At 40.4% G+C, this 17,946-nt stretch carries 14 protein-coding genes; 6 read left to right on the forward strand and 8 right to left on the reverse strand.

Translation table 11 applies throughout. The features are described from left to right. Positions 1-3 precede the first annotated feature (3 nt). Positions 4-558, reverse strand: coding sequence for a DUF2975 domain-containing protein (locus AC1RRY_RS03270; RefSeq protein WP_492818049.1), 555 nt, complete (start codon positions 556-558; stop codon positions 4-6). A gap of 403 nt (positions 559-961) precedes the next feature. Here AC1RRY_RS03270 and AC1RRY_RS03275 point away from each other — a divergent pair, with 403 nt between their 5' ends. The 3 genes from AC1RRY_RS03275 to AC1RRY_RS03285 all read left to right on the forward strand — a co-directional run bounded on the left by AC1RRY_RS03275 (position 962) and on the right by AC1RRY_RS03285 (position 5,249). Next, the gene (locus AC1RRY_RS03275) at positions 962-1,405 is read left to right on the forward strand and encodes a transposase (RefSeq protein WP_492818048.1); all 444 of its coding nucleotides are present in this window, start codon (positions 962-964) and stop codon (positions 1,403-1,405) included. An 85-nt stretch (positions 1,406-1,490) separates the two neighbouring features. Beyond that, positions 1,491-3,518: an NAD(+) synthase gene (gene nadE, locus AC1RRY_RS03280; protein ID WP_492818047.1), complete on the forward strand. Its 2,028-nt coding sequence runs from the start codon at positions 1,491-1,493 to the stop codon at positions 3,516-3,518. 453 nt (positions 3,519-3,971) lie between these two features. After that, positions 3,972-5,249, forward strand: a complete 1,278-nt coding sequence (locus tag AC1RRY_RS03285) for a citrate synthase (RefSeq protein ID WP_492818046.1) — start codon at positions 3,972-3,974, stop codon at positions 5,247-5,249. Positions 5,250-5,301: 52 nt separating this feature from the next. Here the strand turns inward: AC1RRY_RS03285 and AC1RRY_RS03290 are convergent, their stop codons facing one another. Beyond that, positions 5,302-5,931 (reverse strand): riboflavin synthase, encoded by a 630-nt coding sequence (locus tag AC1RRY_RS03290; protein WP_492818045.1) that lies wholly within the window; start codon positions 5,929-5,931, stop codon positions 5,302-5,304. Positions 5,932-6,045: 114 nt separating this feature from the next. Between AC1RRY_RS03290 and AC1RRY_RS03295 the strand changes: the two genes are divergently transcribed. The 3 genes from AC1RRY_RS03295 (at position 6,046) to AC1RRY_RS03305 (ending at position 10,148) form a co-directional block, all read left to right on the forward strand. Beyond that, positions 6,046-6,636 (forward strand): DUF1684 domain-containing protein, encoded by a 591-nt coding sequence (locus AC1RRY_RS03295; protein WP_492818044.1) that lies wholly within the window; start codon positions 6,046-6,048, stop codon positions 6,634-6,636. A gap of 323 nt (positions 6,637-6,959) precedes the next feature. Then, a complete protein-coding gene (gene tnpA / locus AC1RRY_RS03300; RefSeq protein WP_492818043.1) occupies positions 6,960-7,391 on the forward strand; it encodes an IS200/IS605 family transposase in 432 nt (143 codons plus the stop codon). 282 nt (positions 7,392-7,673) lie between these two features. Next, positions 7,674-10,148, forward strand: a complete 2,475-nt coding sequence (locus AC1RRY_RS03305; protein WP_492818042.1) for a zinc-dependent metalloprotease — start codon at positions 7,674-7,676, stop codon at positions 10,146-10,148. A 61-nt stretch (positions 10,149-10,209) separates the two neighbouring features. Here AC1RRY_RS03305 and AC1RRY_RS03310 read toward each other — a convergent pair whose 3' ends face one another. The 6 genes from AC1RRY_RS03310 to AC1RRY_RS03335 all read right to left on the reverse strand — a co-directional run bounded on the left by AC1RRY_RS03310 (position 10,210) and on the right by AC1RRY_RS03335 (position 17,822). After that, a complete protein-coding gene (locus AC1RRY_RS03310) occupies positions 10,210-11,535 on the reverse strand; it encodes an alpha-L-fucosidase (protein WP_492818041.1) in 1,326 nt (441 codons plus the stop codon). A 110-nt stretch (positions 11,536-11,645) separates the two neighbouring features. Beyond that, on the reverse strand, positions 11,646-12,962 hold the full coding sequence (locus AC1RRY_RS03315; protein ID WP_492818040.1) for a sensor histidine kinase: 1,317 nt from the start codon (positions 12,960-12,962) through the stop codon (positions 11,646-11,648). Then, positions 12,943-14,316 (reverse strand): sigma-54-dependent transcriptional regulator, encoded by a 1,374-nt coding sequence (locus tag AC1RRY_RS03320; protein WP_492818039.1) that lies wholly within the window; start codon positions 14,314-14,316, stop codon positions 12,943-12,945. Before AC1RRY_RS03320 ends, AC1RRY_RS03315 begins: the two co-directional genes overlap by 20 nt. Positions 14,317-14,540: 224 nt before the next feature. After that, complete coding sequence (locus AC1RRY_RS03325) at positions 14,541-15,698, reverse strand: ABC transporter permease (RefSeq protein WP_492818038.1); 1,158 nt, start codon at positions 15,696-15,698, stop codon at positions 14,541-14,543. A gap of 33 nt (positions 15,699-15,731) precedes the next feature. Further along, positions 15,732-16,985, reverse strand: coding sequence for an ABC transporter permease (locus tag AC1RRY_RS03330; RefSeq protein WP_492818037.1), 1,254 nt, complete (start codon positions 16,983-16,985; stop codon positions 15,732-15,734). Positions 16,986-17,156: 171 nt separating this feature from the next. Continuing rightward, positions 17,157-17,822 (reverse strand): ABC transporter ATP-binding protein, encoded by a 666-nt coding sequence (locus AC1RRY_RS03335; RefSeq protein WP_492818036.1) that lies wholly within the window; start codon positions 17,820-17,822, stop codon positions 17,157-17,159. Positions 17,823-17,946 lie beyond the last annotated feature (124 nt).

The following is a 17,946-nucleotide window of genomic DNA, read 5'->3' on the forward strand; positions in this document are numbered from 1 at the left end:
TTATTAAACAGTTAATTCATTTTCTTCTTGTAATTCAACACCACGTTTGAAGACTTGCGCTATTACGTAGATGATTCCGGCAGCAAGTAAAAACTGAAAAGCAGATTTGAACAGCCCCTTATCTATACCCGGAATAACATCTGTCAGCACGCTCAGGTAGAAGTCGGCGGCAATAAAAGTTAATCCCAGGCTTAGTACGATATAGCTCATCTTCTGTATCATTTTTGCCACTTTCATAGAGAATGGTGTGTTGAAGTTTATTTCATCAAGGATATTCTTCAGGTTTTCCCAAATTTGAACCTGAATGATGGCGATAACGATAACAAATGCCATAAGACTGATATAAGGGAACAGGTGAGTATCTTTCAGGTGATCGAGCCCTGTACCGGTATCTGTTATAAATTTTTCTTTGATTTTACCCATACTATAGAGTTTGTCGCTCACAAAACCTATAATGTAAGGAATGATGATTCTGGCTGCATGAATAATGGCTCCTATATAGCCTAAAAGGACAACGACTCGGATAACGTCTAGCATACTTTGTGTTCTTGTTTTCATAATTGTATTTGTTATTTGATTAGTTTGATGATGCAAATGTATAAAGTATTTATCGATAAACAATAAATATATACTAATAAAAGGAAAAATATTTATGAATAACAGTTTTTTGAGGATGAGTGGATAGCTTGTGTGGCACGCTTGGAAGCGTGTCACGCATAACTGGGTATGAACTATAGAAAGGAGGCTCTATATTTTGCCTTTCATTGATTTAGAAGTATTTTGCGGAAGTATATTTGTGAAATGGATATTTATGGAATATCAGATAAATCATATCTATCATATTTATAACAGAGGGAATAATCGACAAAAACTTTTTTTCTCCAGAGGTAATTATTTATACTTTCTGGAGAAAGTCAGAAAACATCTGCTACCACATTGTCATATTATTTCATACTGTTTAATGCCCAATCATTTTCACTTTCAGATATGGACAACTGAAAATTCAGTAAAGAGTATTAAAATAGGTAATGAAGAAAGAAATGTTTTATCTGAGGCTTTCAGAAATATGTTGAGTAGTTATACACAGGCCATTAATAAACAACAAAACCGAACCGGTTCATTGTTTACTCAAAATACGAAGGTAAAAGATTTAACGCCCACTCCGGCAGATTGGGAATATGCTGTAACTTGTTTTCATTATATTCATCAAAATCCCGTCACGGCAGCTCTCGTAACAAAGATGGAAAACTGGGAGTTTTCTTCTTTTAGGGATTATAGCAAACTAAGAAACGGAACTTTGTGTAATCAATTGTGTGCAAAAGATGTTCTAAGAATAGATTTTGACAATTTTTATGAGGAATCTTATAAAGTCATAAATCCGGATAAAATTTCAGGCATTTGGTGATTTAACTGTGCTGATTAACCGTGTCACGCCTATACTCGTCCGAGTATACGCGTGACACGGATTGGAACAAACAAACAATTAAAAAATGAAATTAGTAAAAGTGGCTGCAGGTACGCTAAACCAGACCCCTCTGGACTGGGAGCAGAACCGTAAAAATATTATCGATTGTATCAAAGAGGCTGACAAGCAGAACGTAAGCCTGTTGTGCCTGCCAGAGCTTTGTATTACCGGTTATGGTTGTGACGATGCCTTTTATTCGCCCGATGTAGTCGAGCAGGCCAAAGAAAGTCTTTTGGAGATTGTACCCCATACCTCAGGTATCATTGTATCGGTGGGCTTACCGATTCGTTTTAATAATAAAGTTTATAATACGTCTTGCTTGATAGCCAACAAGCGGATACTCGGTTTTGTATGTAAGCAGCATTTGCCTAATTACGGAGTATTTTATGAAGACCGTTGGTTTCATCGCTGGCCTGCTGGTATGCGCGATGAGATTGAGATAGATGAATTTAAGTACCCGATAGGTGATTTAGTCTTTGATTTAAGCGGCGTGCGCGTAGGTTTCGAGATATGTGAAGATGCCTGGGTAGCTAACCGACCCGGCAGAGTGTTGTTTGATAGAGGGGTAGACATTATTCTGAATCCTAGTGCGAGCCCTTTCTCGTTTTCGAAGTTCGTGACCCGGGAGCGATTTGTGATTGATGGTAGCCGTTCTTTTGCCTGTAGTTATATTTATACTAACTTATTGGGGAATGAATCCGGACGGCTGATTTTTGATGGTGATGCCATGATTGCTTCTGACGGGAACCTGTTGGTTTCTTCACCCCGCTTTGGTTATGGCGATTATTACGTAACTAGCGCTGTAGTAGATATTGAGGGGCCAAGGGTGAATCATTCGCAGGTTAAATCTACACTTGTGGCAAGTAACTGGAAAGTAGCAGCACTTTTCGATTTTCCTGATATTAAGCCCGTTGCGAACCAATATGCAGAGTTAGAGAAATTTGAAAGAGGCGGTTACTTGAAAGAAGAAGAATTTGCCCGGGCGGTTTCGCTGGCATTATTTGACTACCTGCGTAAGTCCCGTTCTCAGGGTTTCACAGTGTCATTATCCGGCGGGGCAGATTCTTGCGCCTGTGTAGCCCTATGTGGGTTAATGATTCGCCTGGCCGATGAAAGTATCGGTCTGGATGCATTTAAGAAGAAGCTCTCTTACATAAAAAAGATTCAGGCTTGCACAACGGCAGAAGAAATTACAAAAGAACTGATACACAGCATTTATCAGGGTACTGAAAATAGTTCTACAGATACTTATGAGTCGGCTGAAAGTCTGGCCAGATCAATTGGAGCTACTTTCTACAATGTTAATATCAACGGACTGGTAGAAACCTATAAAGGTCTTATCGAATCTCAGATTGGCCGCAATCTTACCTGGGAAACCGACGATTTGCCTTTACAGAATATTCAGGCACGGGTAAGAGCCCCTGGTGTATGGTTGCTTACTAATTTATACAACCATTTGTTGCTGGCAACTTCTAACCGCTCAGAAGTAGCAGTGGGCTATTGCACAATGGACGGTGATACCGCAGGCAGTATTAACCCCATTGCAGGTATTGAAAAATTCTGGCTGAGAGGTTGGCTGGTTTGGCTGGAAACTGTAGGATGCGAAGTAAAAGGCAAACACATCAGAATTGAAGGTTTGAATAAAGTGAATAATCTGCAACCAACTGCCGAACTGAGACCCCTTGATAAAAAGCAAACAGATGAAAAAGATCTGATGCCTTATGATGTGCTCAATGAAATAGAAAAAGTGGCTATCAGAGATAAAAAACCTCCGCTGGAATGCCTTTTGTTTATGGAAGCGCAATTCGCGGGTCGTTTCGATCAACAAACCCTTGCCGGGTGGGTTGAGAGGTTTTTCAGGCTCTGGAGCCGTAACCAATGGAAACGTGAGCGCTATGCGCCGAGTTTCCATCTGGACAGCCACAACCTTGACCCCAGAAGCTGGTGCCGGTTCCCGATTTTAAGTGGCGGGTTTGAAAAAGAACTGGCCGATATGCAAGAATACCTTGCCAAAGGAGAACACAGAAAGCTGAAAGGAAGAATTGGATTCTGATTAGCAAAAGCCTTGAGTAATCAAGGCTTTTGCTGTTTAAAAGCGGAATGAAATCGGTCTGTTTTATATCAATTTATACACTGAAATAGGAAAGGAACCCTTACGTACAATTATAAGTGTTTTTTTGTTGCTATAATGGTTATTGCTTGCTATTTCAGTAGTATATTTGTGTTTTCAGCCAGGATAATGACCGACTTATTCGTATGAAATTACCGGAAAGTTTAAGCATGTTTTAATGTAAATACAAACTTTTTTAGAAACGGAAGGGTTATAAAGTTAAGGAATTGTAAGTTTCGCATCCCGATATTCAGGGGTTGTATTAAATTTTAGTTGCTTTAACAAATATTTCTCTGTAAATGGTTATTTTTACGCTTTTTTTGTTATTATTGCAACTGAATTTGCGAAATAATTCATCAATAAAATTGATAACCACAAAATAATCTTAATGTTTTTATGGCTGGTACAGCAGAATTAATACTTGACGGTAAGTCATACCAATACCCTACCATAGAAGGTTCGGAAGGAGAAAAGGCAATTGACATTGCCAAGCTCCGTGACGAAACAGGATACATAACAATTGATAGCGGCTATAAAAATACTGGGGCTACTAAAAGTGCCATTACTTTTTTGGATGGTGAAGAAGGAATATTACGCTACCGCGGCTATGCCATTGAAGATCTGGCAGAAAAGGCCAACTTTTTAAGTGTAGCTTACCTGCTTATTTACGGCGAATTGCCAACAAAAGAGCAATACAATAAATTTGATAACGATATCCGCAGACACACACTGGTAAACGAAGATATGCGTCGCATTTTTGACGGATTCCCGGTGAATGCTCATCCGATGGGTGTGATGTCGTCTTTAATAAGTGCCATGAGCGGATTCTATCCTGACTCGTATGATGATAAGGCCCCGGATCATACCGATACACACATCATTCGTTTATTGGCTAAGTTCCCTACATTGGCTACGTGGTGTTATAAGAAATCAAACGGGCATCCAATCAATTATCCTAAAAACTCATTAGATTATTGCTCTAATTTTCTACATATGATGTTTTCACTGCCGGTGGAAGAGTATTCGGTTGACCCTGTGGTTTCGGCAGCATTGAATAAACTATTGATTCTTCACGCCGACCACGAGCAAAACTGTTCTACTTCAACCGTTCGCTTAGTGGGATCGTCAAAAGCTAATATTTACTCATCTATCTCGGCAGGTATTTCAGCCCTTTGGGGACCATTGCACGGCGGTGCGAATCAGGAAGTGATTGAGATGCTGGAAGACATTAAGGCTGACGGTGGAGATGTAAACAAATTTGTAAGCAAAGCTAAGGATAAAAATTCAGGCTTCCGTTTGATGGGCTTCGGACACAGAGTTTATAAAAACTTTGATCCACGTGCGAAAATCATTAAAAAAGCTGCGGATGATATTCTAGCTAAATTGGGTGTAAACGACCCGGTACTTGAAATTGCCAAAGGATTGGAAGAAGCCGCTTTGCATGATGATTATTTCATTGCAAGAAAATTGTATCCGAACGTTGATTTCTATTCGGGTATCATCTACCGTGCATTGGGTATTCCAACCAATATGTTTACCGTGATGTTTGCTTTGGGACGTCTACCGGGCTGGATTGCACAATGGAAAGAAATGAGAGCGAATAAAGAGCCGATTGGTCGTCCGCGTCAGATTTATACAGGAGAAACGCTTCGTCCGTTCCAATCATTTGAATAAGAATTGACCTATACAAATATGCTAAAAGCCTTAGGAGGAAACTTCTAAGGCTTTATTTTTTTTGCAGAATATGCTGCATGTATTTTCCTAATATATCAAATTCGAGATTCACCACACTGCCCACTGACAATTGATGGAAATTGGTGTGTTCCCATGTATAAGGTATAATGGCTACACTAAAACCATTGTCTGTTGAATGAACAACCGTGAGGCTTACCCCATTTACACAAATGGAGCCTTTCTCTACCGTTATATTATTGCTTGAAGCATCGTATTCAAATGAAATAAGCCAACTACCGTTTTGGTCTTCCAGTGCAGTGCAGATACCTGTCTGATCGACATGCCCCTGTACAATGTGTCCATCAAAGCGACCATTCGCAGGCATGCACCGTTCCAGGTTTACTTTGTCGCCAATCTTTAATTTGCCCAGATTCGTCTTTTTTAGCGTTTCATCGATAGCCGTTACCTTATACATTACCGACGTGTTTATCTGCTCCGCATTCACGCTTTGATATTCGGCATTCAGGAGTTCAACTACTGTCAGACAAACACCGCTGTGCGATAAACTCTGATCTATTTTTAGTTCATGAGCAATGTCAGATTCAAAAGTAAAAGTTAAATTTGTGCCATTAGGCTCAATGGCAACGAGTTGTCCCATTGACTCTACGATTCCGGTAAACATGTAATAATTAATAAGGTTTTCGTCTGCGAATTACGATATTTCAACTAAGAATAGCGAATAAAAGTTCTGATTTAAGTATATTAGCCGACGTTTAGCCACAATCATAAACAGACTATGCTTAAGAACAAAGTTGTACTTTTAATTATCGTCATCGCAGTGATAGGTATTCTGTTTTACTCTTTGAATGGCTCAGAAGACTATGTGGGGCGTATCAACGAAAAAAGAGAAACCTACGAACAGGATTTATCTAAGGAAAAGAATTCTCCGGTTTCCAATCTGACAAACTTTACAGGATTTAAGTATTTCGAGCCTGATGCCAGATATAGATTTGAGGCTGACTTTAAGGCAATATCTGATAGTGGCGAGAGTATGGTTCTAATGACCGACAGCACTCAAAGCGAAATGAAAAAGGCAGGGGAGGCTACTTTTGAAATAGAGGGCACTACCTATACAGTAAGCATTTTTGATGAAAAAAGCACTTACCTGTTGCCCTTCCGTGACCTGACTAACGGTAAGGAAACTTACGGGGGCGGCCGCTATATCAATATCCCGAAAGATGCGTTGGTAGGCAATAAAATTGAAATTGATTTTAATAATGCCCACAATTTTTACTGCGCTTATAACGAAAGCTTTATATGCCCCATACCACCAAAAGAGAACAAAATTAACATTGAAATAAACGCAGGAGAGAAGAATTATAAGTAGTGGGTAATGATACCGACTTAAGTCGGTATATGAAGGATAAATGTTCCTTTGTTTAAATAGCCAGCGAATTTATTCGCTGTTATCCGACGAAGAAAGAATTAACAGATTGAAAATCACCTAATGAATTGAGCGACTATCAAAACAAAGGTTATCATTTAGTGCACCGACTAGATTTAGCGTGTAATTTGATTCGCTGACATTGCCAATCGTACACCCAATAAATTGGGCGGCTATCAAAACAAAGGTTACGATTTTAGCATGCCGACTAAAGTCGGTTTGTATTTTACCAATTTAATAATTTGCTGTGAATTTTATACTTAACTATGAAAGGGAACTATATTGCTTTGAACGTCCATCTAATATGGACAACGAAGAATAAATGTCCATTTTTAGAGACAAAATTTCGCTATCCGCTTTTAGACTATATTAGAAAAATAGGTCTGGAGAAAAGTGTAAAAATTAGAATAATAAACGGAGTAGAGGATCACTTGCATTGTTTAGTGAGTTTACATCCAACACAGAGTATTTCAGATATAGTAAAAATTCTAAAAGGAGAATCTTCCTGGTGGCTTAATCAGCAAGGGTGGTTTGATAAGGATTTTGCGTGGCAGGATGGATATGGAGCTATTTCGGTAAGCCCACAACATTTTATAAGAACCAGAAATTATATTTTTAATCAGGAAACTCATCATGCCTTTAATAATTTGGAAGATGAGTTGAAAATATTTGAGAAGTTTTCGGATGAGGGGAATTAATTAACCCATTCACCCAATAAATTGGGCGACTATCGAAACAAAGGTTACCATTTTAGCATACCGACTTAAGTCGGTATATGAAGGATAAAAATTCCATTGTTTAAATAGCCAGCGAATTTATTCGCTGTTATCCGACGAAAAAAGAGTTAGCAGATTGATAATCACCCAATAAATTGGTCGACTATCAAAACAAAGATTATTATTTTTCCAGCAAGCCCATTCAACCTTTTCAAATTATCATAAACCTCTATTAACATAACCAAAAACAAAAATTACCTTCGCATGAAAAAACGCTTCATCCAAACACTTGTCTTTCTGATTTGCAGTGCTTACGCCATGGCTCAGGATTTGAAATCAATAGAAAATTTCACGACTGGCATGGAGAAAAAAGAAGGCTTTCTGAACTACTACTGGAATGCCAAAGACGGCAGAATTTACCTTGAAATCTCTCAGTTTAATACCGAATTCCTCTATTATCCATCATTAGCCCAGGGAATTGGTTCAAATGACATAGGCTTAGATCGTGGGCGTTTGGGAGAAGAACATGTAGTGAAATTTCAGAGAAATGGTAATAAAGTTTTAATGATTGAGCCTAATTATTCCTACAGGGCTATTTCTGAAGACCCGCTGGAAAAACAGGCAGTAGAGCAGTCGTTCGCCAAATCAGTACATTACGGATTCGAAATAAGAGCAGAGAATAATGGCAGAGTTCTGGTTGATTTAACTCCTTTCCTGATTCAGGATGCCGTAGGAGCAATTCGTGATATTTCGAATACCAAGCAAGGCACTTTTCGCTTAGATGCTACTCGCAGCGCCATCCATCTGCCTAATACCAGAAATTTTCCTCTGAACTCTGAATTTGAGGTGATTATTACGCTGACTGGTGATAACCCAGGTCCGTATCTCCGTGAAGTGGTTCCTACCCCTTCTATTGTTACTATGTATCAGCATCACTCTTTTATAGCATTACCCGATTTAGAAGCAGACAAAAAAAGCAAAGCATTTACTCCAAGAGAATTTGACCCTCGAATTGGATACGGAGGTATTCAGTTCTTTGATTATGCTACGCCTATCAGCGAGCCGATTGTGAAAAAATACATTTCACGCCACCGATTGCAGAAGAAAGACCCGACTTCTATTTTGAGTGAGCCCGTAAAACCTATTGTGTATTATATGGATCCGGGTGCTCCGGAGCCTATTCGTTCGGCCTTGATGGAAGGCACTGCGTGGTGGGATCAGGCATTTGAAGCCGCCGGATATAAAAACGCCTTTCAGGTAAAATTGCTTCCGGCAGATGCAGACCCTATGGATATTCGTTATAACCTGATTCAGTGGGTGCACCGCAGCACACGTGGCTGGTCGTATGGCGCAAGTGTGATTGACCCTCGCACCGGAGAAATATTAAAAGGTAAAGTAACATTGGGCTCGCTCCGGGTTCGTCAGGACTTCCTGATTGCGCAGGGTTTTCTGGGTAATTATGAAACCGATTCATCAAAGGTAAAAGAGATCAGTCAGATGTCGATCGACAGGCTGAAACAATTAGCAGCCCATGAAGTAGGCCATACTTTAGGTCTACCGCATAACTATATTTCAAGTATTAACGGCAGAGCCTCTGTGATGGATTATCCTCACCCACTTATCAGCTATGCCAATGGAAAATTTGATCTTTCAAGAGCTTATTCAATGGGCATAGGTGAATACGACAAGGCCTCTGTCATCTGGGGATATCAGGATTTCCCGGATAACGTGAATGAAAAAGCAGAACTGGAGAAAATTGTACAGAATACTTTAAGAAAAGGTCTGCGATTCTTAACCGATCAGGATGCCCGTCCGGAAGGTTCGGTAAGCCCGTACACACACTTATGGGATAATGGTGGAGACGCCGTAACCGAATTAAAAAGAGTGATGGAGCTACGCAAAATAGCGTTAAAAGATTTTACTGATAAGAAAATCAGAGCGAATGCCCCTATGGCTACTATTGAAGAAGTATTGGTGCCTATGTATATGTTTCATCGCTATCAGACTGAAGCCGCGGCTAAGGTGTTGGGAGGTGCAGACTATAATTTTGCCTTGCGTGGCGATGGACAGGTGATTTATGAACCGGTACCTGCCGCTAAACAACGGGAAGCATTTAATGCGCTGATGCAGACTCTTACGCCAGATTTTCTGGCTGTACCGGATCATATTCTAAAAATGATTCCTCCAAGACCATTCCGCTATCAGGCTAATCCGAGAGAGACATTTAAACGCCATACAGGTTTGGGTTTTGATCCGTTAGGACCTGCAGAAGCATCAGCAGGATTAACACTAAGACTGATTCTGAATCCTGAGCGCAGTGCCAGGCTTGTAAGCCAGAAAGTGCTGAAAGCCGATTTACCTACTCTGGCTGAGGTGTCATCGATTATGGTTCAGAAACTGTGGAAAAAAACGGAGATGTTCAGAAATAACAGCTACTATGCCCAGATAGACAGAATGGTGGCTATGTTGTTTTTAGACCAGTTGATGATGCTGGCCAATAACAAAAATGCATCAATGGAAGCACGTGCCAATGCTTATGGTGCTATTGATGATATACAAGGATGGCTGAAAAGTAATAATGTAGATGGTGCAGGATTCGCTCGTTTGACCTTACTGAAAATCAAGCAGTTTGAAGAAAACCCTGAAGCTACCATTTCATCAATGGCGCTTCCGGCACCGGAGGGCGCTCCGATTGAGCCAGGCTATGAGTGGCTGGATCAGGATTGTGAATGGAAGTAAAACCCATCAAAAAACCCTTTCGGACACCGAAAGGGTTTTTTGTTAAGCTATAAAGACAAAATTAATTGGCAGGGGTATCATACAATTCAACATTCGTAATCAGAGGCTTGGCTAATGTGCCCTGTACTGCTATGCGAACTTCTTTGCTGCTAACTCTCGGGAAATAAACAATTCGCTTATGGCCAATGGTGGTTGCCGTTGCAACTGTTTTCCACTCATTATTTTCTTTTATCTGCACCGCAAATTGGCTGATGCGTTGACCGTAGCGGATATCTTCCTGCACTACCAGACAGTTAAAGTTCTGTACCTGATTCAGTTTTATACCATAGCTGTTCTCTCCGGCAGTCTTGGTGAAAGTACCTTTAGTCAATAGGTTTTTCCTGAAATAGTCATCACGCAATTTCTTGAAACCCAAAAGGGCTTTTTCATCGTTTTCATGGACTAAGCCACGGTTATCAACCGGGATATTCAATAATAAATTAGCACCTCTGCCTACCGATTTATTCCAGATGTCCATCAAAGTCTGTGGGGTTTTTACCTTATCATCTTCATTTTTATGATAAAACCAACCCGGGCGAATAGATACATCGCACTCAGCCGGAATCCAGTGAGTACCATTTTCGTCACCTACATTCAGGTGTTTGGGTTTATCGTAAGCCGGGAACAACTGCGCGCCATTAATGGTGCTCCAGCAGGTTTCGCCTGCAAAACCACTTTCATTGCCAACCCAGCGGATATCCGGACCTGCATCACTAAAGATAAGCGCATGAGGCTGATAGGTTTTTACGGTTTTGTTAAACAACGGAAAATCGTACACCTGTTTTTTGCCGTTGGGGCCTTCACCATTGGCACCGTCGAACCATACTTCAAACAAATCGCCATATTGAGTAGTGATTTCTTTCAGCATATTTACATATACCTGATTGTATTCAGGAGTACCATAAGTAGGATGGTTTCTGTCCCAAGGCGAAATATAAACACCCATTTTCAGACCGTATTCCTTACAGGCAGCTGATAATTCTTTCAAAATATCTCCTTTCCCGTTTTTCCAGGGAGATTCTCTCACCGTATGCGTAGAATATTTGCTCGGATACAGCGCAAAGCCATCATGGTGTTTGGCTGTAATAATGATACCTTTCATGCCTGCGGCTTTGCAGATTCTGGCCCATTGGCGGCAATCCAGCTGAGTAGGATTGAATACATCTTCTTTCTCCTTGCCATCTCCCCATTCTTTGTCAGTAAAAGAGTTAGGTCCGAAATGTACAAAGGCATAGTATTCGAGATTGTGCCATTTAAGTTGTTCGGTCGATGGGGTAGCACCATAGGGCTTGGGAGTTTGTGCCATCGACATGCTTGCAAGCAAGCATAAAAAAAAGATTTTTTTCATGTGTGTTAGCTTTGTAGGTAATGCCGGCCAATAAATCTGACCTTTTGCCGTATGTTCAGCGGGTCAAAATTAGTAAATTTATAGAATTGGCAAGGATTAATTTTGAGTACTCAGAATCCAATCCGGAAAGTCGTTACCTTGTTTTCATTGGTTTTAAGCGAGTACTGAAAACCATGATTGATCAGAATTTCACGAATCAATGTCAAGCCAATACCCTGGCCGTTTTCTTTGGTAGTGAAGAATGGAGAGAAAATCTGTTGTTCTGCCTCTGGAGAAATTCCTATGCCGTTGTCTTCAATTAGCAGTTGCTTGGGGCGGAATGAATTGCTGATATGGATGGTTCCTTTCTGCACCCAGTCAGGATTTCTTTTTTTACGCAACTCTATTGATTCAATGGCATTTTTGATGATATTGATAAGTACCTGTTCTATCTGATGTAAATCCGCCGATAGTAAGAACGGCGTTTCGGTGAGATGGGTATCAATCAGGATGTTGAACTGAGATGCTCTGAACTCCATTAGCCGGACAGCATTTCTCAGCAACTCATTCAAATCTAATTTGTTGAGCCGGGGTTCAGGCAAACGAACCATATCAGCAAAATTACGCATGAACTGGTTCAGGTGGTCGTTGCGCTGGATGGCTATTTCAAGCGCATGTTTAATATCAGAATCATGTTCTTGTAGTTGAATGGTGGTATCAAGAATAGAATTGACCGAACCGATTGAGTTATTTACTTCGTGCGCCATCATCCGTATCACTTTGCCGTAGGCTTTCTTCTCGGCATTCAGAATTTCGAGCGTCAGCTCTTCAATCATGACAAAATAGCGTGGGAAACCCCTGTCGATAAAATGTGATTTCTGGCATTTATAGGTTTGAATGCCGTTGAGAGCGATGGTTCGTGATTCGCCGGTTTTAAGCGTGCTGATAGATTGAAGGAACAGGTCGTTGAAATCAAAAACAGATTTGCCCACCAACTCATGTGCATTCAGGTTCAGAATTTCACAAATCTTGGGGTTTATATTGGTTATTCTATCATCAAAATCAAGAATTAAAATGCCGGTAGGAGAAGTCTGAACCAATTTTTCAAGAAAATAATGCTGTTGCTCCTGTTGGGTTCGTTCATGCCTGAGCTGGTCTACCATACCATTGTACACGTCAATCAGTGCATCCATTTCATACTTGCCTATTTTTAGAAATTTTACGTTGAAATCCTTGTCGCGCATGGCATCGACACCTGTCATAAGCAGACGTATGGGCGCAATTAAATCATGATACAATTGCCAGGAAATGAAGAGGGAAACCAGAATGAAAACCTCTGAGAATATGAATAATAGCTTGTCGTCTTTAAAAATGTAGAAAGAAAGGCCAATCACGATAACGTGAATAAGCGCCATGAAAAGTAAAAACTTAGTCCGTATCTTCATCATGCGGGATATTATATTTCTCCAATCTACGATATAAAGCGCTTCTAGTCAAGCCAAGTGCTTTGGCAACTGTCATTACCTTGCCTTTGTGAAACTCCAAAGCTTTTTTTATCATTTGCACTTCCATTTCCTCTAAGGTCATACTACCCACTTCAGGAAGTGCATTTGTACCTGCTTTTTTGGCAGTAGGTTGCCATTGTGCCTGAAAGTCGACGGCCTCAAGCGTATCATGATGGCTGACCAGAATAGTGCGTTCGACTAAATTTTTCAATTGACGGATATTACCCGGTAATGGCAATTGTTTAATCCACTTCATGGCTTCCTGTGTTACTTTCAGTTGAGGCCTGTTGTAGATTTCTCGGAGATTCTGAACGAAGAAGTTGACAAGCAGAGGAATATCGCCGGGACGCTTGCGTAATGGAGGCAGATTGATAGTAATCAGGTTGATACGGTAGAGTAAATCTTCCCGGAATCCGCCTTTCTGTACACTTTCTTCCAGGTTTTTGTTGGTAGCGCAAACCACCCGTACGTCTAGCGTTTTAGTACGGCTGCTACCCAGCACTTCATAGGTGCGGTCTTGTAGTACCCGTAATAATTTAACCTGGCTGCTCAGATCCAAATCGCCGATCTCATCCAGAAAAATGGTGCCCTTATTAGCCATTTCGAACCGACCTATGCGGTCATAACGGGCATCGGTAAAAGCACCACGCACATGCCCGAACATCTCGGATTCAAACAAACTGGTTGAGATACCACCGAGATTCACTTTAACAAAGGGTTTCCGGTTTCTCTGGCTATTCTGGTGAATGGCTTCCGCAATCAATTCTTTGCCCGTGCCGCTTTCACCCATAATCAGCACCGAGGCATCAGTAGAGGCTACTCTGCCAATGGTTTCCAGTATCTTCAGAAACTCGGCATCTTCACCAATCAACTGACTGAAATTATATTGTGTGTCGAGCTTTTTACGGGTGAGCGTAAGCGTTTTTTTCTCCGATAAATCCAGAATGGTTCGGATAGACTGCATCAAATGAGAATTTTGCCAGGGTTTGTTGATGAAGTCGCTGGCACCAAGCTTCATACCGTTAACTGCCAAGTCAATAGTGGCCCAGCCGGTGATAAGAATAACCGGGATAACACTATTAATTTTCTTGATTTTTTCCAACAGGCTCAGACCGTCATTTCCGGAGGTATCGTTAGAGAAGTTCATGTCCAGAATAATCAAATCAGGAACCTCTGATTCCAGAAACGCCTGGGCTTCCTGCTGTGAGCCCACAGCCACAAAATCAAAGCCCTCTTTTTTCATCAGAAGAGAAAGTGAGGTTCGAACGGCTATGTCATCATCAATGATTAGGAGCATAGGGTAATTTTATTATCTTGAGGTCTTAGCCAATTATTCCGGGTTTTCACCGAATAAATTCGGTGGCTACGTTAACAATGGTATTTATGTATCTAATGCGGACTTAAGTCCGCATATTTTAAATAAAAATATTCCATTGTTTTATTAGCCAGCGAATTTATTCGCTGTTTTAATGCGTAATTCAGTCATATACGCAAATATAACCAATAATTACACGCTACCCATTAATCCTCCCTTAGCGCAACTGCCGGATATATTTCCGAGGCTTGTTTGCTTGGAAATATAGCACAGGCAATTACTAATACATAGATAGATAGTACTGCAAGAATAATGCCTGTTACATACACAAAAGTGTCTACATCAAATACATTCAGCAGTGGGAACTGAATAGCAAAGAAAAGCCCCAGTATCACACCGAATGTGGTAATCACGGTTGTTTCACCTACAAAATGCCATAAAATGTGGCTTTGAGTTGCGCCAATGGCTCTGCGGACACCAATTTCCTGTTTCCGACGACTGATGGTTTGGAACAACACCCCGAAAAGGCCAAGCGCCACATTGAAAATCAGGAAGCCACATACAATTACCAGAATCAGAATCGGTATCCATATCATTTGGTTTTTATTGGCTTTCATGTTTTCAAGGTGCTGTACTTCAACTGACCAGTCTTTACCCAATTGTACCAGATCTTTAGATAATTTAGCTTCTGTTTCTACAGTTGTGCCCGGTTTTACACGTATCAACATATCAGATGGCCAGGTCTCAAGTGGTTGTAACAAACAGGCAGATTCAGACTGAAAATCGTTTTCAAATTTAAAATGGCTGAGCACACCTACCACTTGTCGTCTGCCGTCATCCTTTCCGATAATTTTCCCCAAAGCGTTTTCGTTACCAAACAATTTGTCTTTCAGAAACTGAGTAATAATCACAGGTCTGATTTTATTTACTTTATCTCCCTCAGTAAACCATCGGCCTTCAGATAATTGCATTTTCAGCACATCAGGATATGCCGGGTCAACACTCATCATTTCAGTCATAGTCCTGTTTCCTTTATAATTCATTTCGTTGTTGGATGAACTGAAACTATATGGCAGATTACTTGAAGTGAACGAAAAAGCCTCTATTTCAGGATAGGTTTTGAGCTTTTGTCGAACCAAATCACGATAGATGCTTCTCAAGCTATCACTATCTGTATTGAAGTCAACAAAAACTGCCCATACATTTTCATGGTCAATACCTGATGGTTTTGAATAATTGCGGTAATTGTAGAAACTCAAACTCCAGATAGAGAACAATATCAGGAAGGAAATGAAGATTTCGAGCATCATCAGAAAATTGCTCTTTTTCTTCTTCCATATCAATTTAAAAAGATGTTTAAACATGGTTTTAATAATTTTAATGTTTTAAATAGGGTCTCATTCTCCACCACGCAGAGCTGTTACAACCTGCAACCTTGACATACGCCACGCAGGATAAACACCTGACAACAAACCGAATATAAGACTAACAGAAATAGCTACTACGAAAACTTTCCAGTTGATGGCTAAATCGGCATAGTTGATCATACCACTGGTATTGATAAAGTATATTACACCTACCGAAAGGATAATCGCAATGATACCCCCGATTAGTGTGAGAATAATGTTTTCGATAATAAACTGATAAGTGAGTACTTTGGATGATGCCCCGAATGCTTTACGGATGCCGATTTCAGAAGCACGCTCCATAATACGGCTGATGTTGACATTCACCAGATTAATGGCAGGTAATGACATGAAAAGTAAAGCTAAGCCAATTAATGCCATATATACATAGTATAGTTTTGCATCACCATCAGAACGTAAAAACTGACTTAAAAATGAACCTACATAAGTGTTGGCAGTAGAACTCGCCTTATTGGGTTTAAACCATTTATCAGTACTGATTAATGGTACTTTCTTCATGATTGACTGATACTCAGCCTTGATTTTTGGGAAATCCTCCTTACTTTTCGCGAGCAAAAATACCAAATAGCTGCCGTTAAGACTTTGCTTGGTCTGGTCTCTTTTTTGAGTGTTATAAGGCAGATAGATGTCTGACGCCACATAAATACGGGTAACCGGACAGCCACGCACTACACCGATGATACGATAATTGACGTTATCGACTTCCATCGATTTACCCACTACAGATACTCCTTTGCCAAAGTATTTATCTCGGGTGTCATCATTAATCACTATCACGTAGTCGTTATTATCAATGTTCTGTTTGGTGTAGGGTTTCCCCTCCAGGAAATCAAAATTGCTTACATTCCAGAAGTTGGCATCGGTATACTTATACATCAGCTTTATTTTATTCTGATTAGCATAAGCATTGATGGTATTCGGATAGCTCCCATAGGCTATTATTTCGGGGGTTGTCATTTTTTGTACATAATTGTGAATGAAATACAAACTGACAGGAGAACTTTGCATGCCTTGCTGGGTGGTATCCTGCTGTACCATTTTTTCGATGTACAAAGACCGGTCTCTGTTAAGTTCAGGGTATCCTGCAGAAACCAGGTGGTCGATAAAAGAGGTAATGACCACCAACACCAATAGGGTGAAACTAATGCCGAAGAGACTGATAAACGTGAAGAACTTCCGGCGTTTCAGTACGGCAAATGTTATTTTTAAATAATTCTTTAACATATGAGTTAATATTAATTTAGTGATTTAGTGAATGAGTGATTACGAATCAGCGATTTTGAAATAGTGAATAATTTAGTTTGACCGTTTTTGAAATGCTGTACGCAGGATATCCAGTATCGTTGTGGCAGCTTATTAATCATTTATTCAATCAATCGCCAAATCACTCAATTTTTACATTACCTGTGTGCCGTCGAACAGGCGCACCAGACGATTGGTCTTTTTGGCCATGTTTTCATCGTGTGTTACCATCACAATGGTAGTGCCTTCGTTCTTGTTCAGGTTAATCAGTATATCCATGATTTCATTTCCCATAGCGCTGTCGAGGTTTCCGGTAGGTTCATCGGCCAGAATAATTTCAGGGCGACCCACAATGGCACGGGCAATGGCTACACGTTGTTTTTGTCCACCTGAAAGTTGTGAAGGATAATGTTTCATGCGATTGCTCAAACCAACTTTTTGCAGGGCTTCTGAGGCTAGCCTGGTGCGTTCGCTTGCTGAGGAAGTACGATACAGGAGTGGCAGCTCTACGTTGTCAATAACAGGCAGGTCGTTAATGAGGTGATAGCTCTGAAAAATAAAGCCCAATTTCTGATTGCGAAAATGTGCCAGTTTTTTGTCTGAGAAATTGTTGATAACAGCGTTGTCAACCGTTATCTCACCTTTTGAAGGTTCGTCTAACAAACCCATAATGTTGAGTAGGGTACTTTTGCCGCATCCCGAAGGCCCCATGATGGATAGAAACTCTCCTTTGCCTACCTCAAGGTTAATCTCATTAAGGGCAAGGGTTTCAATAGTACTGGTGCGGTAGACTTTTTCGATGTTCTTTAACTTAATCATAATTTATTGAGAGTTTAATGTAATTAATGTATTAATTGAGTGATTTAGTGTTTGTGTGATTATTTTTTGATTGTGATACATAGTGTGTCTTCGAGTACATTGTGGCAATAATCTGCCTGAATTA

This window comes from Emticicia sp. GW821-FHT11C11 (genome assembly GCF_058808615.1).